Source organism: Thalassotalea fusca, assembly GCF_053485835.1.
In genome coordinates this window covers 1-20866 of sequence record NZ_JBQRUN010000024.1, presented here as the reverse complement: position 1 = coordinate 20866, position 20866 = coordinate 1, and the positions used below count along the sequence as shown (strand labels likewise).

Below are 20866 nucleotides of genomic sequence, written 5' to 3'. Positions count from 1 at the left end.
ATAATAAATGTAAACAAGATGATAAATGGCATAGCTTTTTTCTTTTTGTTAAAGGAACTGACATGACAAATTTACAGCCGCCGAATGCTCATTCGCTAAGTTACTTGCTAGCAGAGGATTCTCATATTGATGCCGAAATCGTAAAGGCAATGTTGGCCAATGCGTATGGAACATCTTGCTCGGTTCTTCATGTAGAAACTTTTGAAGACATTGCCAAGGCCCTAGATTGCGCAACATTTGAAGCACTTATTCTAGACTTAAATTTACCTGACCGTTCGGGGATCGACAATGTACCCTACTTGGTTCACAGGTATCCAACACTGCCAATTGTGGTGCTCACAAGTGAAAGCGATGAACATATCGCTGTTAATGCGCTTAAACGGGGGGCACAAGACTATTTGAATAAACAAGATGTGACATCTCAATCGTTAGCTCGAAGCTTACGTTATGCAAAAGAAAGAAAGCAGATTGAGATGGTGTTAAAAGACGCGCTTTCAATTGCTGAGCAACAAAACAAGCGGCTTCAGCAATGTGTCCACTACGATTTCTTAACAGGATTGGCTAACCGTCCTTTTTTCGAACAAATTGCACTGCGTGCCATACGAGTATGTGCTCGAAACAGTAAAGAACTAGCGCTTATTTTTATCGACATAAAAAGATTTAAACATGTTAATGAAAGCTGTGGAATAAGTGCGGGAGATTCTATTTTAGTCGACATGGCAAAGCGAATTAAACATATCGTACGGGATTCTGATTTAGTCACGCGCTACACTGGAGATAAGTTTTTACTACTTATAGAGCTAAAATCTAATAAAGAAGAAGTATTTGGTTTGATAAATCGTATTAAACGTTCGGTTGAACGCCCTATTGCGATTGGCGAAAAATCAATTGCGCTAACATGTTCATATGGTGTGTCATTTTACCCTGAAGCTAATACACTCGAGTTGCTCACCAAACAAGCAGAGCAAGCATTACAAAAAGCGAAAACCAACAGCACTGATGCGATTTGTTTTTACAAGAGTCATTTTGGCAATGGCTTTGAAAGGCAAAACCTTATAGCATCAAAGATGCATGCTGCAATCACAAATGAAGAGTTTGAAGTGCTATTTCAACCAGTATTAGATACTCAAAATAACGAGTACATGGATGTTGAAGCATTTTTAAGGTGGAATTCAAGCGAGTTAAATGAGATTGAACCTATTGAATTTATACCTATTGCGGAGAAGAAGTCTTGTATAAATGAGTTAACCAAAGTCGTGCTAAATCAAGCTAAGAAGCTGATTGATGCTTTCAATAGTAATACCTTCAAATTAGACTCGGTTAAAATCAATATCACGCTTAACCAGTTAGCAAAACAAGGCTTTGGTCAGCTTTTCTTATGTTGGCTAGAGGAATACAACATCCCCCCAACTAAGATATGTCTTGAACTAACTGAATCTAAACTTGGTGAAATGTCCGCTCACAGTAGATTTAATATTGCTCACCTTAGAGCTAATAACGTCAACATTGCAATTGACAACTTCGGCACCGGCTCAACGTCTATTAAAGATTTAATAAATCTACCTGTAGATATTATTAACATTGATAAATCATTGATTCATAGAATTGTTGACAATAAGCAACACCATACGATGACAAGTAGTATTATTGATATGGCTCACAACCTCGGTATAAAGGTTGTTGCAGAAGGCATTGAAACCGAGCAAGAATTCAACATGTCTCAACAATTAAGTTGTGACGGTTTACAAGGCTACTATTTGGGACGCCCTCAAAATATTCAATGCCTTATTGAATCTGAAATGTTTCACTAATTCATTAGAGTAATTTTAGCCTTCAAGGCTAATCTACACTTGATTTAAAGTATTCTGCCAAATTAAACACATTATAGTGCGTCGACTTATTCCAAGCATGTAATAGCTCGGTAAATTCTTCACGTTCTTCGTTGTTAAAGCCTTCAAGATATTGTTTTTCTGACAAGTAATTAAGACGCTCAAACATTTCCTTATCCATAATTTATATCCTTTTACTAAACGCACTTTAAACTATGAACGAGTTTTCAAAATTTGCAATGTAAATTTATAGTCAAATTTTTGCTATAGACACATTTTGCAATAGTTAATTAATGTCAGTTACCGCATTTATATTGCCTATCCACGAAATCTTTCCTACTTTTATACAATGGAGCTATTCATAAAAGGATTTGGCCATGTACAAAGTTTTACTTGTAGACGATTCAAGCATCGATATCACATTACTTAAAGATATATTGGAATCATCCATCCCCTTTGAAAAACAAATCGCGGCATTTACGAACAGCGAAGACGCAAAAGCGTATTATCTAATGAATAAAATAGACCTCATTGTCACCGACTTAGAAATGCCGGATGTAGACGGATTTGATCTTATTAATTGCATCAAGAATGGTGGTGGCGAAGAGGTAATTGCCGTTTCAGGCAGTCCGTTAAAGGAAAGTAGTGCTAAAACTATTCTATATACTGCCAATGTGTGTGGTGCAGACCACATCGTGTCAAAAACCAATTTGTATGAAGATTTGCAGAAAGTGCTAACAAAAATTTGCAAGCAACATACGGAGCAAGCGATTCATTAAGTGAGGGGTTATGTTTAAAGTGTTGCTAGTTGATGATTCATCGATTGATATCACCATTATAGAGGACGTATTAGAAACTTATATTCCGTATAACAAAAGAATCACTAGCTTTACCGATAGCGCAAAAGCAAAAAGCTATTACCTAGCCAATGATTTTGACTTGATAGTTACAGATATTGAGATGCCAGAAGTAGATGGTTTTGAATTAATTGATTGTATAAAAAACAACGGTAAGCAACCTGTAATTGCTATATCAGGTAGCCATGCTGAGGACAATGCAACCGACACAATCCTATACGCTGCAAACAAGTGCGGGGCGGATTATGTGGTATCTAAAGCTACCTTGTATGATGATCTTGCTTCATTGTTAACCAACATTTGTCACCAGAACTGTGTTGTAAAAGTAAATTAGATCCTTCAATTAAAGTTTCTGCAAATCCTAGAATACAAAAAGCCACGAGTGTTAACCACTTGTGGCTTTTTAATAGCTTAAATTTGGTTTTATTTACTAAATATTCCGAGCGATTGGCACCATCGGCTAGCTTCAACAAATTCCTTGTGAATGAAATCTATGTTGATACCATATTTTGAAACGAGTGGAGACTCAGCATCTCCCCGGCCTGTAATGTACTCTGTAGTTAATACAAGAAGTTCGCCCAATAAGCCTTCTCGTTGCACAAGTGCTTTTACGATTGGGTCAGCTAATGGCATCGTTTTAACGATTTCTGTGATTGGCATGCTTAGTACGGTTTCTATAGAACTTAGTAAACCTGTAATAAAGGCAAATTCACTAATTTCTTTAAACGAATTTTCAGTAGCTATAGCGGTCATTAATTTCGCTGTAATTAATGCCTGCTTCGATACCTCATCTGTTTTATCTGTGGTTAATTTAGATAAGGCCAAAATCGTTACGAATTGCTTAAGCTTTTCTTCGCCTAAATACGCCGTAGCTTGTTTAAGTGACGTAATTTCGACTCGGGTACTAGTAGCGACATTATTAACCATTTTCAGTAGTCCAACGGTGAGATTAACGTCGTGACTGATGATATCCGCAATAGCACTGTAATCAAGTGGTTGATTAAATGTTTCGCTGATTAGGTTAAGCATTTGTGTTTTGATTGGTGCTAATGTTTGCCCTTCTACAATTTCAGGCTCATGATAGAAAAAGCCCTGATAAAAGTTAAACCCTACTTCGGCTAAAGCTTGAAGCTGAAAGTTAGTTTCTACTTTTTCAGCGGCTAATTTAATGCCAAACGGTTTTATACGATTTACGACGGGTTTTAAACGCTTAGGATTAACCTTCTCTACATCTACTTTGATAATTGACAAATAGGGAAATAATGCATCCCACTTATCGTCTAAATCGTATTCTGTAAGCGCGATACGGTATCCTTTTTCGCAGTAAAACTTAACGATTTTGACTAAGCGTTCTGAAGGTGAACAATGACCAACTAACTCAATGACGATGCTCTTCTTATCGAACATTAAGGGGTACTTATTGATAAGACATTTTTCAGTAAAATTAATGAACGCTAATTTACCTAGGCTTATTGATTGAATGTCACCTTGTAAATGGTTCTGAATAATAAGTTTTGAACTTGCAATATCAGGATCAATCTCAGGAAATTTGTTATCTGGGCTATCTCTAAAAAGAAGCTCATAACCTACCGTTTTAGAGTTTCTATCTAATATAGCCTGTCTAGCGATATAAGTACTGTACATCTGATTTTTTAGTTATTATTAACGATATGTAGAACATACCTATTAAATGAACGAAAATAAAGCACAACCGAATGTTAATACTAAAAATGGGCAATTAGGTGGCTATTTGCTCACGAAACAACCAATATACTCGATTTAACTAAGTTCTGACAGTAATGCTTACTCAATTAAGAGCGGCCTAAACACGTCAAGTTTTGCATCAACTTCTTCCGGTAACTCAACATCAATCAAATGCGCTAATAACGCAGTTATGTGAATATTTTGAAAACCGGCCACTGTTGCTCCAGATTCAAATGATGGCCCATATCCTATGAATATCGCATGCAAATTGGGGTCTAGTGTTGCGTCAAAGCCATGTGTCTCAACTGACACGTTTTCACCCTTATTTGCGAAAGTATAAGGTGGTAACGCATCTGCAATTAAATCAGGTGTTGCACTTAGATTAGGGTTTAAATGCCAATGCTCAGGGAACTGACCCTTTTGAAAAATTCTAAATTGCTTAATCTTGTTGTTGTCGAGGTAGTTTTGTAACTGTGATCGGACATCATTTAGCTTTTTGCGATCTTTTTCATAAACAAATAGTTGTGTTTGTCCATTTACTACCGTACTTGAATGATGTTTAACAATATCTTCATAATATATTGCGTTAGAAGATCCTGCTGGTGTCATGCCGTGATCAGACACAATGACGAAATTTACACCGTTTGGTTTACACTGTTGACTAGTATTGATTAGTTGCTTAAGCAAATTATCAACATTCGTCAATGCTTTCGTTAATTCAGGCGAATGTTGACCATGTTCATGCCCTGCTGTATCAACTGAACTGAAATACAAAGATACAAAATCAGGCACTTCATCTTCAGTACTGCAAATCCAATCTAGTACTTTTGATACCCGCGTTTCGTTACTACGACCGTGATCATAAGGTTCAATGTAAGACGCTTTTTGCTCATAGGAAATCGCTTCTGACTCTGGCCAAAAGTATAGATAAGCCTTTTTCTGTTGTTCTTCTGCTATCGTCCATATAGGCTTGGCGGTTAACCATCTTTTATCTTTTTTGCCAGCGCCAAGTTTATATAACTCGCCAATGTCGGGGTGAAAAAACTTGTTATGGAGAATCCCATGTTCGCTTGGATAAACCCCTGTCACTATCGAGACATGGTTCGGAAATGTTTTAGATGGGTAAACCGGGTACATAGCCTCTGCACTTGCACCATTTTTTACCAGAGTTTGTATAAATGGTACTTGATACTTTTCAAGATAATAATTAGCAAAACCGTCGATTGATACGAGCACAGTGATAGGCTTTGCGAACAACAAATTCGAAAAGCAGATTGCAGCATAAGCGATTATCTTTTTCATTATATGTACAACTACAAATAAAAAAGCGTAACAACTAAGTGTTACGCTTTTATAAATTAAACAAACAGGTCTTTGATATTAGTCAGGTCTGTTTTGCCTTGCTCTATTTCTTCAGCCGTTAAACCAGACAATTCGTGTGGGAATACAAGCCACTCCTCTGATTCGTGCACATAGTAGTCAGGTTTGATATCAACTTTACTATTCTTAGGTTTGTACCAAGGGCATGCAACACGAACATCGCGTGGCATGTTGTTGCGCATTAGTACCTTCAGTTGCTTAATTAAAGCGTCAATGCTACGACCTGAATCAAAAACGTCATCAACAATCAGTAAACCATCAGTCGCATTCGCATTTTCAATAATATAGTGCAAACCATGCACTTTAATTTCTTTGCTTTGTTGGTTTATGCCGTAATAAGAAGAAGTACGCACAGCAATGTGATCTGTTTCTACTTTCTTGAAGTCGAAAAATTCTTGTACTGCGATACCAATTGGAGCGCCGCCTCGCCAAATACCTACGATAAACTCAGGTCTAAAGCCATCTTCATAAACTTTGGCTGCTACGCGAAAAGAATCTTCAAGCAATTCTTGAGCAGTTATATAACGCTTTTGCATTTTCTGCTTTCCATCTTAAATTAATTACAAGGGTTGAGTAATTATAACCATTTGGACAAGAAAACGTTACCTGTTTGTACGCTTTATTTCACTATCAAAGAGCATTATTACATTGTAAATAGCTTCTGTAGCGCCAATTAGCATTGTTTTGTTCGCATTTTCAAATGTATCTTTTACCGTATGATAGTTCTTATGAGTACCAACACCAAAATATATAAAAGGAATGTTATTTCGATTAAATGCACCATGATCACTAGCATTCATCCACATCCGCTTTGACAACCTCGTTCCACTTGCTGCCCCTGTAAAATTTCTACGAATATTAATGGACTGATTGCGCATTAATTTTTTGAGTTCTTTTTGTTTAGTACCTAATAAAGTATCTATGCCACGTGAAATATAGTGCAAAGTCTTAGTTTCATTTGCGCCTGCTAGCATGTCCATATTGATATTAATCGCCGCTTTGTCTACAACAACAGGGTTGGATGAGATGAATGCCTTTGCTCCATTTAAATTTAATTCTTCCGCATCAGTAAACAACACCAATACATTTAGGTTTAGCCGTTCTGCAGCTAATCGTTGCGCTATGGATAGCAATGCCGCAGTGCCAGACGCATTATCGTCGGCACCGTAGTAGATGCGGTTATTTGCAGGCTGACCTAAGTGATCGTAGTGCGCTGATAAGATTATGTATCTCTCACAAGGTGAGTTGCTACAAGGGATAAATCCTATAACGTTTGTACCAGTTAAGTTTTTTGAGTATTTACTAAACGAAAATTCATGTCGGTATTGCCCATTGAAAGGCGAAATACCGGCTTTTGTTAATATTGAAGTCAAATATTGTTGTGTTTTTACGCTACCTGCAGTTTGAGTTTTTCTTCCTTGGAATTCAGTTGAAGACAACACCTTAAAGTGCTTAATCAACGATGGAAACTCACTCGATTGATAACTTTGAGTTAATTGTGGTTGTTGAGACGCACAGCCGCTAAGCCAAAAACTAGCGACTATGGTTAAAGTGAATCTGGCAATCAAGCTACCTGTTGTAAGCATTAAGTACCGCTAATTTTGCTTCATATTTTTTGTGAATCGAAGATCTCTTGCTTAAACGGATTGCTCGCTTCAATTGCGCCTTAGCTGATGCAAGTTCATTCAAGTCAAAATAAACTTTCGCTAAACCAAAATAAAATTCGTGAACCTTGCTGTCGAGCTTGATTGCCTTTCGATAATTACTGATTGCCTTTCGATAATCCCCTGCATAATGTGCTTCGTCAGCCAACATCGCGTGATAGTATGGATTAGAAAGTCTTTGTTGGTGGATAGATTTTTCAATTAATTCTGCCCTGTCAATCTTGCCCAAAGTGCGTAATAACAACGCATAGTTCGTGAGTGCAGTTAGGTTGTCTCCATCTATGTCTGTTGCTGTTTTATAAGCTCGCTCAGCATGATCATACATACTCATCTTGCGATATAAGATCCCTAAGTTTCCCCACGCAGCAGCGAAAAACGGATCGGTTTCAATTGACGCTTTAAAGTATCCATAAGCAGAAACAAAGTCATCGTCTACTAAGAATTGCGCACCTTTATTATTATAGAACATAGCAAGAACAGTGTTTTTAGAAATCTTTTTCTTTGGGAAAGAGCGCTTGGCGACAAGCGGATCAAAATCTATTTCAATCGCTTCATTTCCCCACACCACTGCAACATTGACTTCCCGTTGTTTTTTAATAGAAATATTAACATGCCCAGTTAACATACTGTATGTGCCGCTTCTAATCCAATATTCAGGAACATCAACATCTTGAAAACTTGCTTTAAGATCAGCGGCCTCTGCTAATGCATAGGCCATAATAGTTAATGACATGCAATTAGCTTCTCTATTGTCAAAAGCATCCTGGGCGACTAGGTTCGCACCGTATCGATAGTCAATTTCATTCTCTTTTTCGAGGAATAAAATTCTAAGCAGTCTTTCCGCTCTTTTAAATTCATCACGTTCGGGCAATAAGCGTTTAGCAACAAGTTCTCGCATCTCATCGTTAAGCGCGAAAACCTCTTCTAAGCTTTCAATGTCAACTGAACCATACCCTTCAAAATAGTCATCAGCAAATATCTCAGTATCGTGCAGAAAATTGGTGGGTTGCTTAGTGGATTTCGCTGTCGACTGACAACCACTAATGAAAAGCGTAACAAAGAATGTAAAAAACAATACCCCAAACAGACGCATAATCGATTCCTCTACGACAAACTTCTATAGTTTAATCATATACCAATCGTACAATAAGTGAACGTCAATCCATTCTATGTTAATAAATTATTACAATTAGTTATTTATAACCAATAGCGACTAAGTAAAACCTCTACGAGAATTGCGATAAAAATTTTCTATTATAAGGACAAAAATAATACATTTGACGGGAACCATTGGCTAATAGAAACTCAATGTAGTTGAGTTTTGACGAGCTATAAGAGTGAAGAAATATCAATTTCAATATGTTGATGTGTGCGTTGTATTGTTTGTCGTATTAAGCGTGTTTATTGCGTCAGTACTTCAAACATAATCGTAAATATTGACGGCATTATTGAGCAAGAATGGCACTAATAATTAGTGCCATTTTTATTTGTAGGTTATTTTTCTCGGCGTTTAAATCGAATAGGCTTTTCTTTCCAACGTTGATATTTATTATGAACGCCTTTAGTAAATAGTTGCGAGTAGTTTTCAAGTAGGTCAACGCCAACCAATATAAAAACGACCACAAGCGACAAAGAGATTGCCGCGAGATAAGTTTCCTTAGAAATAATAACGCCAATCGCTGCTAATACCCATATACTTGCAGCTGAAGTGACCCCTACTACCGCGCCATCTTTCGCTAGCATGACCCCTGCGCCTAAAAACCCCACACCTGTTATTACCTGACCGATAATACGAGAAGGATCAGAAATTGTTGAAGGCGTAACGACACTGTCAGCAGTTGCTATGAATATGTAGGTACCTAAAACAATGAGAGACGACGTTCTTATACCTACAGGTTTACCCCTAATTTGCCGCTCTAAACCAATTAATGTCCCGCAAACTAACGATGTTAGTACGGATAGCCACTTATACGGGGCTATGTCTATATATAAAATCTCTATGACAGCTTTCCATGGACAATTGAAAACAGACAACCAGAGAGTTTGCATAGCAATCCTCTGGTGTTATTTACAGCTAATGTTAGTGTAGTTTATTTAATAGGCATAGTCGTCAGACCATTTATTAGAACGCCTAGCCTCTCTGGCAGCAATTTTTCGTTGTGTTTTATGGTCAAAGCTTCGCTTGCAGCGCTTGGCACTGTGCTTGTTAAAACCGTCAGAACATTCGTCTTCATCATAAGAATCATGTTCCCAATCATTGTCTAGTGTATCTAGATCATCATGAAATGATCTTTTTTGCTTACTCATTTTTCTAACTATCTTTAAGTTAATTAATCTGCATTCATTCAATTTAAGTATTCAATGAATGGTAGTCCTCTTAAATAAAATCCCAATCGTCACAAAACGAATTAAGATGTTTATTCAACGTTCTTTGCTCTTCCAACAATTCTAACTTCTTTTTTATTAGATACCGTCGCCTTGCTGCCTTCTTGGTGTCAGATCTATTTCCAAACCCCATAGAATGTTCAAGTGCTTCTATTTCAGAATCAACAATTAAGCTATTTTCAAGTTCAAAGTCTGTATCATCGTATGTATCTATGCTCACCGTTCACACCTTTTAAAATGCTAAACCTTCTGGCAAAGCGAATAATGTCGATATATAGGCTTAGAAGAAAGCAAATAATTTTTGTCATCAACATTAAAATTTTTTGTGTATAACTCGCAAGTTACCAGACACAGCTACGCTGTAACTCTCGACTCAAAGATAGCGTTGAATTATTACATTTTGGTGAAAAAACAAGACGTAATAGGAATATTACGGTTGATACATGTGAAGGAGTGAATTTCCGCTAAAATAAACAGTATTCTAGCGGAAAAACAATTTAAGAAATGTTGGTTGGATTAAGTACGAATTCATTTTTACGAATAAACAGTAGGTCGCCACTTGAATAATTACCGTTTAACACATCAATCACGTGCTTTGATAAATCATCACATTGCATGGCATTGTCATTAGATAAGTTAAGACCATCTCTGAACTTGGTATCTATTGCGCCAGGACAAAGACAATACACTTCAAAGCCGTCTTTAGCGATAGACTTTGAAAATGTAATAACACCTGCTTTAGCACTACAGTAAGAAGACCAATTAGCATATGCGTTAAAGCCCGCTGTAGAAGAAATGTTAATTATTACGGTCTTATTGTTGGCTTCTAGTGCTTTTTTGCTCACCAAAAACGTTCCAATCAAATTAACATTGATATCATTAATCCATTTAGCTTCGTCAGCTTCCAAGATTGTTTTGGGGTGTATCGAACCAGCATTATTAATAACAACATCAAAGTGCTTGCCATCAAAGAAGCCAGCAACACTTTCAGGATCTGTTACATCCAGTGTATGTCTGTCCGTAGTTGTTATGGCAAATTGATCTTTGTATTTAGTGGCAAAACTGGTTGCCCAATCACCGGCTCCGCCTGTTATTAGTATTTTCTTCATGATGTTGGCTTAGGGTGATCGTGAGTATCTGATTTTTTCACCAAATCGTGATACTGATTGTAAATTTTGTTTTTTAAGTTGGTGCTGCTAATGCCCGCGCCATAAGGGAAATAAAATACTTTTACGCCTAGATCGCGTAAATAATCGTATTTTCCGCGCCAATCATCACCAATAACAAAAATGTCGATGTTGAGATCCTGTACACGTTGCGTATGCTCTAATGAGCGTTGTGGAATTACGACGTCGGGATATTTTAACGCACTGATAATTGCGATACGTTCTTCGAATGGAATTGTTGGTGGATTTTTGTATGAGCAGACGAGTTCATCAGTACTTACGCCAACTATGAGCGTATCGCCCAAACCAGCACCGTACTCAATCATTTTTAAATGATTTCGATGAAACAAATCAAATGTACCAGACACGTACACTACACTTCCCATAATTGACCCCTTTTTCAGACGTTCGCTATGCGCAAAGACTGAACTATTTGAAACTGAATTGCGTTGACGACCAAAGCGATTAGACAGGCTAACAATTGATTATATAACTGAACAACTGCCCTGTACTTTTAATTTAAATGTTAATCACTTAATTAAATCAAATGCGCTGCTATAACGCGCCATACTACAACATTTAACGATAGTTACTCAATAACATGAAGGGGAATTATCACAAACAACAACAATTAAACTACGGTTTTGTTTAATTAATCGCAATAGATAGTTAAGTGATGTGTAAGAATTTTGAGAATTAAACTAGCACAGACTTTGCCGTAGCTATAAAGCAAAGTCAGCGCAATTTTAGTTAAAGATAATAACTAGCTAGCATGTGCCGTGTTTAGCGCATGGTAATCATTGGTATAATAAGCAGCATGCGCTAGCGCTTTTAGCGTGGCGTACGAGGCTAAAAGGACTAATGTCACCTTAAAGAACAAGTGTTCACTCGACATTACAGAGTCTAACGCAACCAACACAAATAGAATGGCAATTGGCGCGTAAAATAGCGTTTTGAACAAATTCACATTACTTATTTCATGCCGTTTCTCAGTATGAAACAAATCATTTGTATAATAAGCCGCGTAAGCTAAAGCGCTAAGTGAAAAATATAGTGCCATTAATATAAATATTACCGCCAACAATACTGGTCCTGTTGATTGTATTGCATTAATAGCGAAAAAAGAAAAAGCAACGCCAAATGGTGCGCAGGTTACCGCTCTAAATAGGTTTTCGTTTTCAATTAAAACATTGTTATTCTTATTTCCCATACCAGTTTCCCTCGTTTTTTTTATTTATTCTTGATTTGATTACTTTAAACACCCTTTGTGACCATTTAACCATCAAAGTGTTTAAATATAAACCAATAATTTAATGTGCCGAACAATCCTTGTGTTCTGGGATTGATCTTGCTGTGAACAAATTTTGCTGAAGTTAGAATGAGAGGCGCTTATTTTAACGCTTAGCTATTGTGGAATGGCGTAGGTGAATTATGCTGATTTATATTAAGCATTCATATACTGAAAATAACAATTAAATCGTGATCGAAACGAAAAAAGCCCCACTCTTTCGAATCGGGCTTTATCTAATATGGCGAAAAAAAGATACTGGGAAAACTATAAAACTGTGGCCATTTTGCTTGAACACTACAATTAGAATTGATTTAAACTTTAACTAATCAAGTTCCATCAAATTACTACTATCGAACAGTTTTGTGATGTCACGCATCAACTTACTATTTGATTTACTCAATATGTCTTTCTTAAATTGTTTAACTCCGACAACATTAAACAGCATTGACTTGAAATCTTCGATATCATGTTCATTTAATAGATGTTCGTAGCTTCTTAAGATTCCAATGAGTTCTTCTACATTTTCATTTTCCACTTGATAGTTTTCATATATTTCAAGATCAGTAACAGTAAGGTCACCTGTTTTAATGCCTGTTTCATTTATAATTACTTCTTCAACAACCTGTGAATGAAGGGCTGTTGCAGAGATTGAAAATTTATATATGTCATCAAAAGATTCCATATATGGGTGAATATGAGTTCTTAATTGAAAATCCTTTTCACCCTTAATCTGTGAATTACATCCATGGCATGAAGGGATATGGTTATAAAAGGACAGTGCAAAATATGGATAAAGAACTAGAGGAAAAAAATGATCTAAGTCGAATCGGATTCTATGAGATACCCCTCCATCTCGTCTCTTAGGTACTATAGATATTCTTTCTGCATTACAATATACACATGTAGCTCTACCAAAACCTAATTCTTGATATGTTTCTACACAGAACTGTGAAACTCGATACGTAGAGTATTTAAACAATCTACCAGAAAGCTCTTTTCCAAATTTTGTTTGGGTCGTTCTCCCTCTACTTTCAGTGAATAGATCACCATCTTCTAAAAGTAGATTTATCTCATCTTTTAGCAATAACATTTGATCTGGTTTAGAAGTTATTAATGCCTTTAATTTCAGATAATTGTTAGCTGCTAAATAGTTAAAAAAACTATTATGCCTTGCGGCTTTTAAAGAGCAACCATCTGCAATATTATCGATATAGGCTGCAGATGAAGACTCCATACATAATTTATCTAACTTTTTGATTAATGAAACACTTTTAAAATCGGTATCGTCAGCGAGCCGCGGATTTAATTTATTGTATAGGTTATTGCACTTTAGTCTGAGAAATAGCTCAGGATTAGGGTGAGCTATATAATCTTGAATTTTTATCACTGCTCATTCACCCTTTTATCCAATAAATGCTTTATTACCTTATCTCCAATTATTTCAGAAAATGACTGAACATCCATTGGTTTAATATCTGTATTTGTTGCTTCGACTTGACTAAGTAATTTTTTAATTTTGTTATTTGCAAAGACACCCGTTCGATTTTTATTCAAAAAGAACAAATTTGAGTACAGCTCATATAAGTTTGCTCCAAAGGTCTTTTGTTCAATAACACTCCCTGTAGTTGCTTCACTAGTTTCATCAGAGCTTAATACAGTGATAGATTGGTTAGGCAAATCAGAAAGTAAAAACGGAGAATGTGAAGTTAAAACAATCTGTACCTTACCCGTTGATAAATTAGGCAAAACATTTAGTAGTTTATCAAAAAATTCGATTTGCCATTGAGGGTGTAAATATAAATCACCTTCGTCAATACAAAGAATCACATCATTACGACTTCTATATAATTCCTTGAAAATAGATGAAAAAAGATTTAAATATGCAACATGACCTGAACTAATTCCTAACCAAGAACAAAGAGTTTTATCATTATCTCTTAAACATTTTAAAAGCAATGCAAAATCATCTGATTTCGAGTTTGTCATATTAACGACAAAGCTTTCTTTTATAGAGTTATTTTTAATACTTTCAATTTCTATAAGTGGAACAAGGTTTTCAAGGGCATCTATTCTATCAAGATAATCTTCAAATTCACGGAACTCTTCTATAGGTAAAAGATCCTTTGCTATTTTTGATGTCATTTCTAATAAATTTTTGGATAATTCTTTAGATTTTAAATTGCTCTCAATTAAATCATTCAAATATCCATTTAAATTAAACTCTAACAACTTCGTTGATTCTGCCGAACGATTCTCAACAGAGTTTAAAAGACTTAAAAAGACAGAGTAGTTTAGTGAAAGAGTAAATCTTGTTTTGGTTGTTAAATCTCTTAGTCGATTTTTAATAACTTTGTTCAAATTAGCTATTTCTCTATCAAATTTAGTTTTAATAGAGATATTTTTAAATTTAGGGATGATATCTATTTCAATACAAAATTGGCTTGGTATTGGAATTTCTAAAAGTTTAAATTTACTTGATTCTATAAAGTCTATCTGGTCAAAAAAACTATTAGATTTTTGTTTAGACTTTTTGGCCAAATTATTCATTGAAAGATCGGACACTTGCGGAGAAAAATAGTTAGGTCTACGGTCATATACATTAGAAAAATAGATAACTTTAATACCAGAGATCTCTTTTTCATACTTTTGATAACTTACATCAAAGTTACTTTTTGGACCAATGTATCGAATATCCTTCATGGAAATACTACAAAAAAAATGTCCATCTTTTTCATAAACAATTAAAAAGTCACTTTTAACCTTAGACTTCCCTCCTTTTAGCAACATACATATCAACTCAAGGCAATTACTCTTACCCGACCCATTCTTGCCAAAAAGTCCGGTTATATCCTCTACACCATCACCATAAAAGTTAGAAGGTAATGATTTTTGTTCTTTGCGGCTTAAAGAATTAGTTGATTCATTAAACCCATATATATAGTCACTGCTAAGGTTTAACCCAAAATTCTTAAAACTTCTAAACTCTTTTACCCAAATAAAACAAATTTTCATATTAATTATTTACCATATATTTCAAGGATATTGCGATATAATCTTCAGCTACTGATTTTCAACTAATTACATTTCAACATTTATGAAATGCACTACACCCACAAAATTCATTTCCTACTTTTTTACCTTTGGTTGCTTTGCGTAACACCATTTCGGAACCGCATTTTGCGCACCGTTCAATATCAGGTTTTGCTTTAACGATATTTTTTACATGCTTAACATGTTGGCGATTTGTCTTGAATCCACGCTCCAAGCAGCCACTTTCAATCTGAACGACAATATTGGCTAGTTCATCGTTGGTAAAAACAATTTCTTTCTTACTTTTAATATATTCAATACCACCACGAGCGAACCTTACATTCTCAGGCATTTGGGTTTTAAAGGTACTATCTCCAATAAAGATAATGACTGAGAATATACTATCATTCTTTGCGTTCAAACAAGCTTCTAAAGTTTTGACATGCTTATAGTTTTGGTGAAGCGGATTCTGAAATTTAGACTTGTGTTTAAAGATTTGTTGCGTCCATTGCTTTTGGTTTTTACTACCAAAGATCCAACCTTTCATATTCTTTGTTTCAATCACAAATATGCCAAATTTAGAAACTATGATGTGATCAATCTGAGTAGTTCCATCCTCAGTTGGTAGTGTTATGTTTTTAATAAGGTGATAATCGTTTTTGTCTAAGAAAAACTTAATAAGCAAGTTAACTTGCCACTCGCCAATTATGCCTTTGAACCATGAAGATTTTATAATGACAGCAAATATGAAGATGGGTATTAAATACCAAGCGCCACTAATCAACATATTGAGGTAAATTGATAAATCCATTTATAAGCTCTTTAACGCCCTAATGTTAGTTAACAGCCTTGTGCTTACGAATGTCTCTAACCCATGTTGCGGAGCCATTTGTACGCTTCATTTCAAATAAATCTATTGCCGCGAACAGATCACTTAACTTTTTAAAACCATAGTTACGTTGATCAAAAGATGCATGGTTAGATATATGCTTGCCAATCGGCCCTAATTGCGCCCAACCATCGTCATCTTCAGATGCTTCAACTGCCTGACGTAACATGTTCATTAAGCGAGTATCACTTTTTATACTGGGTTTACGTTTTTGAGTTGGCTGCTCCGTTTGTTCCATATCATCAAGATACAAAAACTTGGAACAACTATTAACAAAGGCATTTGGTGCTTTCCTTTCCCCAAAACCGATCACTAATTTACCGTCTGCCAAAGCACGAGTTACTAAAGGTGTAAAATCACAGTCGGAAGAAACTAAACAAATAATATCTACATCTTTTGTGTTAAGCGTATCCATAACATCTATAACAAGCGCTATGTCTGTGGCATTTTTACCTTTAGTGAGATCAAATTGTTGGATAGGTTGAATTGCATATTCATGCAGAACGTCTTCCCATGCCTGAATACATGGACTCTTCCAATTACCATAGGCTTTGCGGATATTTACTACTCCATACCGTGCTAATTCAGATAGTATTACATCAATCTTTTTAGCAGGTGCGTTATCAGCATCAATGAAAAGTGCTATTTTTTCCTTGTCTTTCAAGTCAACATCCTTTTACTGTTACTCTACGAGTACATTTATGCCACAATCCACTTAGAATTTAAACTAATTCCAATGAAATCAATCATTTTAAAAGCAGAAAGAAATATTATTTAATATGTACAAGTACCAGATATTTGACACAACTAAGTAAGACTTACAAGTTTGGTGACGAAGAATCGTATTCTATCCCTAGAACGAAAAAGCCCGACTCTTTCGAATCGGGCTTTATCTAATATGGCGGTGAGATAGGGATTTGAACCCTAGAGGGGCTACAAACCCCTGCCGGTTTTCAAGACCGGTGCTTTCGACCACTCAGCCATCTCACCTAAAACTTGTTGTGCTTAACGTGTAGAGTCTGAACCCCGCACATAGTGCGGGGTTCAAGAATATGGCGGTGAGATAGGGATTTGAACCCTAGAGGGGCTACAAACCCCTGCCGGTTTTCAAGACCGGTGCTTTCGACCACTCAGCCATCTCACCTAAAACGCTACTGCGTTAAGACGGTGCGAATATTAATGTGTCACAAAACCGTTGTAAAGCATTAATTCAATCGAATACGACTGTTTGCTAAAAAAATATGCAATTCGCAGTAAATTAAAGCAATTTATTCAATTATTTCGTAATTCTTTGAAAAAAAATTAAGATTTTAATCATTTAGAATTAGCTATTACTTGACGAATGAACTTAATACTGTGTATTTTTACAGTTACTTTAGATCTTAATGGAACTGTAAATGGACCAAACAGAAAAATGCCGCTGCCCTTGGGTAGATACAAGCAAGCCGGATTATGTGCGTTACCACGATGAAGAATGGGGCGTACCTGTTTATGAAGATAAAAAACTATTCGAGTTTATTACGCTAGAGGGGGCACAGGCCGGGCTTAGCTGGTATACCATCTTGAAAAGAAGAGAAAGCTATCGGGAAGCGTTTTGTCAATTTGATGTAGAAAAAGTCGCCGCTTTAACCGATGATGATGTTGAACAATTAATGCAGGACAAGGGCATTATACGTAATCGCGCTAAAATCACTGCCACTATTAATAATGCTAAGCGTTTTATAGAAGTACAAAAAGAGTTTGGCTCTTTTAGTGATTACATGTGGTCATTCGTCAATGGTGAAACAATAATTAACAATATAGATGAACTATCTGACTACCCTTCTACTTCACCGGAATCAGACGCTTGGAGTAAAGACCTTAAAAAGCGTGGTTTTAAATTTGTTGGTTCAACAATATGTTATGCGCATATGCAAGCCTGCGGTATGGTAATGGACCATGCAATATCGTGTTACAGAAGAGATGAAGTTCTCAACTTATTATCACAAAAAACAACATAGCAATTTTTAAAAGTGCGTGTCATAATATGTCAAAGTTCTTGCTTATTTTTGAAATCGTAATAAAAATATGACTTGAACTCTGATAAGGTGACCTTATCTAATAAATATAATTAAAGTTCTTAGAGGAATGATTATGCAATCGAATTTGAGTTTTAATGCGGCACGTAGTTCTGCAATTGAAATCAATAAAGTTTTGAAAAACACTTATATGCTGTTGTCGATGACATTAGCATTTAGTGCGGTCACTGCTGGTATTTCAATGGCAATGGGCTTATCTCACTTAGCGGCGTTAGTAATGACTCTAGTCGCTTTTGGTTTATTATTTGTTGTACATAAGCAAGCTGACAAAGCAAATGGCATTTTTTGGATATTTGCATTTACTGGCTTAATGGGAGCTTCTTTAGGCCCAATGCTTAACTATTACGCTGGTCTTCCTGGTGGCGGTTCTTTGATTATGCAAGCGCTGGGTGGAACAGCACTAATCTTCTTTGCATTATCTGGTTATGCATTAACGTCTAAGAAAGATTTTTCTTTCATGGGTGGCTTTTTAATGGTTGGCTTAATCGTTGTAATTATTGCAGCAATAGCAAACATTTTCTTTGCCGTACCAGCTGTATCACTAGCGATTAGCGCTGCAATCATCATGATTATGTCTGGCTTAATCCTGTTTGATACTAGCCGTATCATCCATGGCGGTGAAACGAACTATATTCGTGCGACAGTATCACTTTACTTGAATATTTATAATATTTTCACAAGCCTACTTCACTTACTAGGCGCATTTGGCAGTGATGATTAATTTCTGCAACTAAATGATTTATAATAAAAGCCCCTTTTAAGGGGCTTTTTTATTATTGGTATTTGGAAAATTTGCAATGAAATTTGCCTTAATGGTAACAACAAAACCAACTGACCCGAAAACAGTCACCGCGATTAATATTGCGAATGCGATTGTCGCGCAAAAACATGAACTATTAGGCGTCTTTTTTTATCAAGAAGGTGTGTTGAATGCGAGTGAGTATTTGTGCATTCCAAATGATGAATATCAAACAACTAATGCATGGAGCGCGTTTACCGAATCTTCAGCAGTCCCTTTACACCTTTGTAGTACCGCTGCAGAAAAACACGGATTAATAGAAGAAACCGAACAAGAGGATTTTGAACACATATCCCCTGCTTTTCAAGTGTCAGGATTAGGCCAACTAGTTGAGCTAACGTCGAAGGCAGATAAGGTTATCAAGCTATGAATAATTCAATTGCACTGATAAATACTTGTGCGCCTTTAGGTAGTACAGAAATTAAGGATTCGATTGATGTCGCGATGATCATGGGCTCATACGAACAAGACGTGCACCTATATTTTATCGGTGACGGTGTTTATCAGTTAATGGCAAATCAGCAACCTGATCTTTTACAAGTAAAAGACGTATTTAAAACATTCGCTGCTTTTGAATTTTACGACATAGAACACTTATACGTGTGTGAAGAAAGCCTAATGGCCAGAGGGCTGACAGAAACATTTCATGTAGACGGTGTAGTTGTATTAAGCAAGGCAGAGTTGAAAGAGAGTATTCGTCAGCACAACACGTGTTTAAGGTTTTAGCATGACAATTCTACATTTATTACGAACATCACCATTTAGCAGTCATCAAATAGACAACATGTTATCGGTATTAAATGCTGACGACAAAATCGTGCTCATTGATGATGGCAGTTATCTAATAAACCATCAGCATCTGACAACTTGCATGGAAATAACTAATAGTGCAATTTGTGTCGTAGAATCACATATTCAAGCGCGCAACATTAAATTGCCCAATGGTATAGAAGCCATAAATTTTGAAACATTGACTGAGCTATTCACAAAATATCAGTCCACTATTACTTGGTAAACAGATTTATATGTATATTGAAGTAAACAACAAAAAGATTTCATTAGATAAGAATGGTTATTTGATTGACCATCTTGAATGGGATGAAGGCGTAGCAGTTGCGCTTGCCAATGAAGATAACGTGCAACTAACAGAATCTCATTGGGAGGTTATTAGATTTGTACGTCAGTTTTATTTAACGTACAACACTTCTCCTGCCATTAGAGCACTAACCAAAGCGATGAAAGCAGAATTTGGTGAGGAAAAAGCAAGTAGTCGATATTTATATCGGTTATTTACAGACGGACCCGCCAAGCAAGCAACAAAATATGCGGGCTTACCTAAACCCGCACGCTGTATCTAAGTTCACACAGTAATATTTATGTTATGTCCGCTGTTACCTACCGGCGGACTTACAGCTTGGGCACTTGTAGCCGATTGAATTAAGTTTAACGCCATTTCCCCTTCTAATTCTTGCTGATTCTTTGCAAGCTTAGCTGTTTTAACAGCATGAGCGGTTTCGGTATTTGTTTGTACACTATCATGGCTATTAATCGTTAAAGACATAAAACACTCCTCTAAAGTACGACGTTTTATTCAAAAAGTTATCGGCTGGAATTAAAAATACTTTAGTACAGTTTTCTTGCAGACACAAAAAAGGTGCCATTTGGCACCTTTCAGACTACTGACAAACCCCGTTATTTTATACGGGGTTTGTTTTTTATAAGCAGCCGTAGGCTGCGATCGCGATATTTTGCGATTAGAGCTTTTTTCCATTCTATTTGTTCTTATATGTTGGT

26 protein-coding genes and 2 tRNA genes are annotated in these 20866 nt (G+C 36.1%); 9 read left to right on the top strand and 19 right to left on the bottom strand.

What is annotated here, in order from left to right; genetic code table 11:
• Positions 1 to 62 precede the first annotated feature (62 nt).
• Positions 63 to 1811, top strand: coding sequence for a putative bifunctional diguanylate cyclase/phosphodiesterase (locus ACSLUK_RS18470; RefSeq protein WP_448550271.1), 1749 nt, complete (start codon positions 63 to 65; stop codon positions 1809 to 1811).
• Positions 1812 to 1839: 28 nt separating this feature from the next.
• Here the strand turns inward: ACSLUK_RS18470 and ACSLUK_RS18465 are convergent, their stop codons facing one another.
• Positions 1840 to 2010 (bottom strand): hypothetical protein, encoded by a 171-nt coding sequence (locus ACSLUK_RS18465; RefSeq protein ID WP_448550270.1) that lies wholly within the window; start codon positions 2008 to 2010, stop codon positions 1840 to 1842.
• A gap of 196 nt (positions 2011 to 2206) precedes the next feature.
• Here ACSLUK_RS18465 and ACSLUK_RS18460 point away from each other — a divergent pair, with 196 nt between their 5' ends.
• Entirely contained in the window at positions 2207 to 2608 is a 402-nt protein-coding gene (locus ACSLUK_RS18460) for a response regulator (protein ID WP_448550269.1), read from the top strand.
• Positions 2609 to 2618: 10 nt separating this feature from the next.
• On the top strand, positions 2619 to 3020 hold the full coding sequence (locus ACSLUK_RS18455) for a response regulator (protein ID WP_448550268.1): 402 nt from the start codon (positions 2619 to 2621) through the stop codon (positions 3018 to 3020).
• A gap of 89 nt (positions 3021 to 3109) precedes the next feature.
• Here the strand turns inward: ACSLUK_RS18455 and ACSLUK_RS18450 are convergent, their stop codons facing one another.
• The 17 genes from ACSLUK_RS18450 to ACSLUK_RS18370 form a co-directional block, all read right to left on the bottom strand.
• Positions 3110 to 4330: an EAL and HDOD domain-containing protein gene (locus tag ACSLUK_RS18450; protein ID WP_448550267.1), complete on the bottom strand. Its 1221-nt coding sequence runs from the start codon at positions 4328 to 4330 to the stop codon at positions 3110 to 3112.
• A gap of 159 nt (positions 4331 to 4489) precedes the next feature.
• The gene (locus tag ACSLUK_RS18445) at positions 4490 to 5692 is read right to left on the bottom strand and encodes an alkaline phosphatase family protein (protein WP_448550266.1); all 1203 of its coding nucleotides are present in this window, start codon (positions 5690 to 5692) and stop codon (positions 4490 to 4492) included.
• A 56-nt stretch (positions 5693 to 5748) separates the two neighbouring features.
• A complete protein-coding gene (locus tag ACSLUK_RS18440; protein WP_448550265.1) occupies positions 5749 to 6306 on the bottom strand; it encodes a phosphoribosyltransferase in 558 nt (185 codons plus the stop codon).
• A 66-nt stretch (positions 6307 to 6372) separates the two neighbouring features.
• Positions 6373 to 7356, bottom strand: coding sequence for a M20/M25/M40 family metallo-hydrolase (locus tag ACSLUK_RS18435; protein ID WP_448550264.1), 984 nt, complete (start codon positions 7354 to 7356; stop codon positions 6373 to 6375).
• Positions 7340 to 8527, bottom strand: a complete 1188-nt coding sequence (locus ACSLUK_RS18430) for a tetratricopeptide repeat protein (RefSeq protein WP_448550263.1) — start codon at positions 8525 to 8527, stop codon at positions 7340 to 7342. The genes ACSLUK_RS18435 and ACSLUK_RS18430 overlap by 17 nt, the downstream gene beginning before the upstream one ends.
• A 401-nt stretch (positions 8528 to 8928) precedes the next feature.
• On the bottom strand, positions 8929 to 9483 hold the full coding sequence (locus ACSLUK_RS18425) for an MgtC/SapB family protein (RefSeq protein WP_448550262.1): 555 nt from the start codon (positions 9481 to 9483) through the stop codon (positions 8929 to 8931).
• A gap of 45 nt (positions 9484 to 9528) precedes the next feature.
• A complete protein-coding gene (locus ACSLUK_RS18420) occupies positions 9529 to 9741 on the bottom strand; it encodes a hypothetical protein (protein ID WP_448550261.1) in 213 nt (70 codons plus the stop codon).
• Between the two features lie 70 nt (positions 9742 to 9811).
• Positions 9812 to 10039: a hypothetical protein gene (locus ACSLUK_RS18415; protein ID WP_448550260.1), complete on the bottom strand. Its 228-nt coding sequence runs from the start codon at positions 10037 to 10039 to the stop codon at positions 9812 to 9814.
• 277 nt (positions 10040 to 10316) lie between these two features.
• The gene (locus ACSLUK_RS18410; protein ID WP_448550259.1) at positions 10317 to 10928 is read right to left on the bottom strand and encodes an SDR family oxidoreductase; all 612 of its coding nucleotides are present in this window, start codon (positions 10926 to 10928) and stop codon (positions 10317 to 10319) included.
• Positions 10925 to 11371, bottom strand: coding sequence for an FAD synthase family protein (locus ACSLUK_RS18405; RefSeq protein WP_448550258.1), 447 nt, complete (start codon positions 11369 to 11371; stop codon positions 10925 to 10927). Before ACSLUK_RS18405 ends, ACSLUK_RS18410 begins: the two co-directional genes overlap by 4 nt.
• Positions 11372 to 11748: 377 nt before the next feature.
• Positions 11749 to 12195, bottom strand: a complete 447-nt coding sequence (locus ACSLUK_RS18400; RefSeq protein ID WP_448550257.1) for a hypothetical protein — start codon at positions 12193 to 12195, stop codon at positions 11749 to 11751.
• 403 nt (positions 12196 to 12598) lie between these two features.
• Positions 12599 to 13663, bottom strand: coding sequence for a hypothetical protein (locus ACSLUK_RS18395; RefSeq protein WP_448550256.1), 1065 nt, complete (start codon positions 13661 to 13663; stop codon positions 12599 to 12601).
• On the bottom strand, positions 13660 to 15288 hold the full coding sequence (locus ACSLUK_RS18390; RefSeq protein WP_448550255.1) for an AAA family ATPase: 1629 nt from the start codon (positions 15286 to 15288) through the stop codon (positions 13660 to 13662). The genes ACSLUK_RS18395 and ACSLUK_RS18390 overlap by 4 nt, the downstream gene beginning before the upstream one ends.
• Before the next feature lie 73 nt (positions 15289 to 15361).
• A complete protein-coding gene (locus tag ACSLUK_RS18385; RefSeq protein WP_448550254.1) occupies positions 15362 to 16117 on the bottom strand; it encodes a nuclease-related domain-containing protein in 756 nt (251 codons plus the stop codon).
• A 25-nt stretch (positions 16118 to 16142) separates the two neighbouring features.
• Positions 16143 to 16859, bottom strand: a complete 717-nt coding sequence (locus ACSLUK_RS18380; RefSeq protein ID WP_448550253.1) for an NYN domain-containing protein — start codon at positions 16857 to 16859, stop codon at positions 16143 to 16145.
• A 235-nt stretch (positions 16860 to 17094) separates the two neighbouring features.
• A tRNA-Ser gene (locus tag ACSLUK_RS18375) sits at positions 17095 to 17185 on the bottom strand.
• A 63-nt stretch (positions 17186 to 17248) separates the two neighbouring features.
• Positions 17249 to 17339 (bottom strand) — tRNA-Ser (locus tag ACSLUK_RS18370).
• Positions 17340 to 17592: 253 nt separating this feature from the next.
• On the opposite strand from ACSLUK_RS18370, the gene ACSLUK_RS18365 reads away from it, so the two are divergent.
• The 6 genes from ACSLUK_RS18365 (at position 17593) to ACSLUK_RS18340 (ending at position 20430) form a co-directional block, all read left to right on the top strand.
• Positions 17593 to 18195, top strand: coding sequence for a DNA-3-methyladenine glycosylase I (locus ACSLUK_RS18365; RefSeq protein ID WP_448550252.1), 603 nt, complete (start codon positions 17593 to 17595; stop codon positions 18193 to 18195).
• Between the two features lie 133 nt (positions 18196 to 18328).
• Positions 18329 to 18994, top strand: coding sequence for a Bax inhibitor-1/YccA family protein (locus tag ACSLUK_RS18360; RefSeq protein ID WP_448550251.1), 666 nt, complete (start codon positions 18329 to 18331; stop codon positions 18992 to 18994).
• 76 nt (positions 18995 to 19070) lie between these two features.
• The gene (tusD, locus tag ACSLUK_RS18355) at positions 19071 to 19442 is read left to right on the top strand and encodes a sulfurtransferase complex subunit TusD (protein ID WP_448550250.1); all 372 of its coding nucleotides are present in this window, start codon (positions 19071 to 19073) and stop codon (positions 19440 to 19442) included.
• Positions 19439 to 19798, top strand: a complete 360-nt coding sequence (gene tusC / locus ACSLUK_RS18350) for a sulfurtransferase complex subunit TusC (protein ID WP_448550249.1) — start codon at positions 19439 to 19441, stop codon at positions 19796 to 19798. The genes tusD and tusC overlap by 4 nt, the downstream gene beginning before the upstream one ends.
• A gap of 1 nt (position 19799) precedes the next feature.
• The gene (gene tusB / locus ACSLUK_RS18345; RefSeq protein ID WP_448550248.1) at positions 19800 to 20087 is read left to right on the top strand and encodes a sulfurtransferase complex subunit TusB; all 288 of its coding nucleotides are present in this window, start codon (positions 19800 to 19802) and stop codon (positions 20085 to 20087) included.
• A 10-nt stretch (positions 20088 to 20097) separates the two neighbouring features.
• A complete protein-coding gene (locus ACSLUK_RS18340; protein ID WP_448550247.1) occupies positions 20098 to 20430 on the top strand; it encodes a TusE/DsrC/DsvC family sulfur relay protein in 333 nt (110 codons plus the stop codon).
• 2 nt (positions 20431 to 20432) lie between these two features.
• On the opposite strand, the gene ACSLUK_RS18335 is transcribed toward ACSLUK_RS18340, so the two are convergent.
• Complete coding sequence (locus tag ACSLUK_RS18335; protein WP_448550246.1) at positions 20433 to 20633, bottom strand: cytoplasmic protein; 201 nt, start codon at positions 20631 to 20633, stop codon at positions 20433 to 20435.
• Between the last annotated feature and the right edge of the window lie 233 nt (positions 20634 to 20866).

What these genes read in the sequence shown, in the direction of transcription:
- ACSLUK_RS18440 (WP_448550265.1), bottom strand. Translation starts at nt 6,306, where the DNA reads ATGCAAAAGCGTTATATAACTGCTCAAGAATTGCTTGAAGATTCTTTT.
- ACSLUK_RS18385 (WP_448550254.1), bottom strand. Translation starts at nt 16,117, where the DNA reads ATGGATTTATCAATTTACCTCAATATGTTGATTAGTGGCGCTTGGTAT.
- ACSLUK_RS18435 (WP_448550264.1), bottom strand. Translation starts at nt 7,356, where the DNA reads ATGCTTACAACAGGTAGCTTGATTGCCAGATTCACTTTAACCATAGTC.
- ACSLUK_RS18455 (WP_448550268.1), top strand. Translation starts at nt 2,619, where the DNA reads ATGTTTAAAGTGTTGCTAGTTGATGATTCATCGATTGATATCACCATT.
- ACSLUK_RS18425 (WP_448550262.1), bottom strand. Translation starts at nt 9,483, where the DNA reads ATGCAAACTCTCTGGTTGTCTGTTTTCAATTGTCCATGGAAAGCTGTC.
- ACSLUK_RS18465 (WP_448550270.1), bottom strand. Translation starts at nt 2,010, where the DNA reads ATGGATAAGGAAATGTTTGAGCGTCTTAATTACTTGTCAGAAAAACAA.
- ACSLUK_RS18420 (WP_448550261.1), bottom strand. Translation starts at nt 9,741, where the DNA reads ATGAGTAAGCAAAAAAGATCATTTCATGATGATCTAGATACACTAGAC.
- ACSLUK_RS18405 (WP_448550258.1), bottom strand. Translation starts at nt 11,371, where the DNA reads ATGGGAAGTGTAGTGTACGTGTCTGGTACATTTGATTTGTTTCATCGA.
- ACSLUK_RS18430 (WP_448550263.1), bottom strand. Translation starts at nt 8,527, where the DNA reads ATGCGTCTGTTTGGGGTATTGTTTTTTACATTCTTTGTTACGCTTTTC.
- ACSLUK_RS18360 (WP_448550251.1), top strand. Translation starts at nt 18,329, where the DNA reads ATGCAATCGAATTTGAGTTTTAATGCGGCACGTAGTTCTGCAATTGAA.
- tusB (WP_448550248.1), top strand. Translation starts at nt 19,800, where the DNA reads ATGACAATTCTACATTTATTACGAACATCACCATTTAGCAGTCATCAA.
- ACSLUK_RS18410 (WP_448550259.1), bottom strand. Translation starts at nt 10,928, where the DNA reads ATGAAGAAAATACTAATAACAGGCGGAGCCGGTGATTGGGCAACCAGT.
- tusD (WP_448550250.1), top strand. Translation starts at nt 19,071, where the DNA reads ATGAAATTTGCCTTAATGGTAACAACAAAACCAACTGACCCGAAAACA.
- ACSLUK_RS18460 (WP_448550269.1), top strand. Translation starts at nt 2,207, where the DNA reads ATGTACAAAGTTTTACTTGTAGACGATTCAAGCATCGATATCACATTA.
- ACSLUK_RS18400 (WP_448550257.1), bottom strand. Translation starts at nt 12,195, where the DNA reads ATGGGAAATAAGAATAACAATGTTTTAATTGAAAACGAAAACCTATTT.
- ACSLUK_RS18335 (WP_448550246.1), bottom strand. Translation starts at nt 20,633, where the DNA reads ATGTCTTTAACGATTAATAGCCATGATAGTGTACAAACAAATACCGAA.
- ACSLUK_RS18445 (WP_448550266.1), bottom strand. Translation starts at nt 5,692, where the DNA reads ATGAAAAAGATAATCGCTTATGCTGCAATCTGCTTTTCGAATTTGTTG.
- ACSLUK_RS18470 (WP_448550271.1), top strand. Translation starts at nt 63, where the DNA reads ATGACAAATTTACAGCCGCCGAATGCTCATTCGCTAAGTTACTTGCTA.
- ACSLUK_RS18340 (WP_448550247.1), top strand. Translation starts at nt 20,098, where the DNA reads ATGTATATTGAAGTAAACAACAAAAAGATTTCATTAGATAAGAATGGT.
- ACSLUK_RS18390 (WP_448550255.1), bottom strand. Translation starts at nt 15,288, where the DNA reads ATGAAAATTTGTTTTATTTGGGTAAAAGAGTTTAGAAGTTTTAAGAAT.
- tusC (WP_448550249.1), top strand. Translation starts at nt 19,439, where the DNA reads ATGAATAATTCAATTGCACTGATAAATACTTGTGCGCCTTTAGGTAGT.
- ACSLUK_RS18450 (WP_448550267.1), bottom strand. Translation starts at nt 4,330, where the DNA reads ATGTACAGTACTTATATCGCTAGACAGGCTATATTAGATAGAAACTCT.
- ACSLUK_RS18365 (WP_448550252.1), top strand. Translation starts at nt 17,593, where the DNA reads ATGGACCAAACAGAAAAATGCCGCTGCCCTTGGGTAGATACAAGCAAG.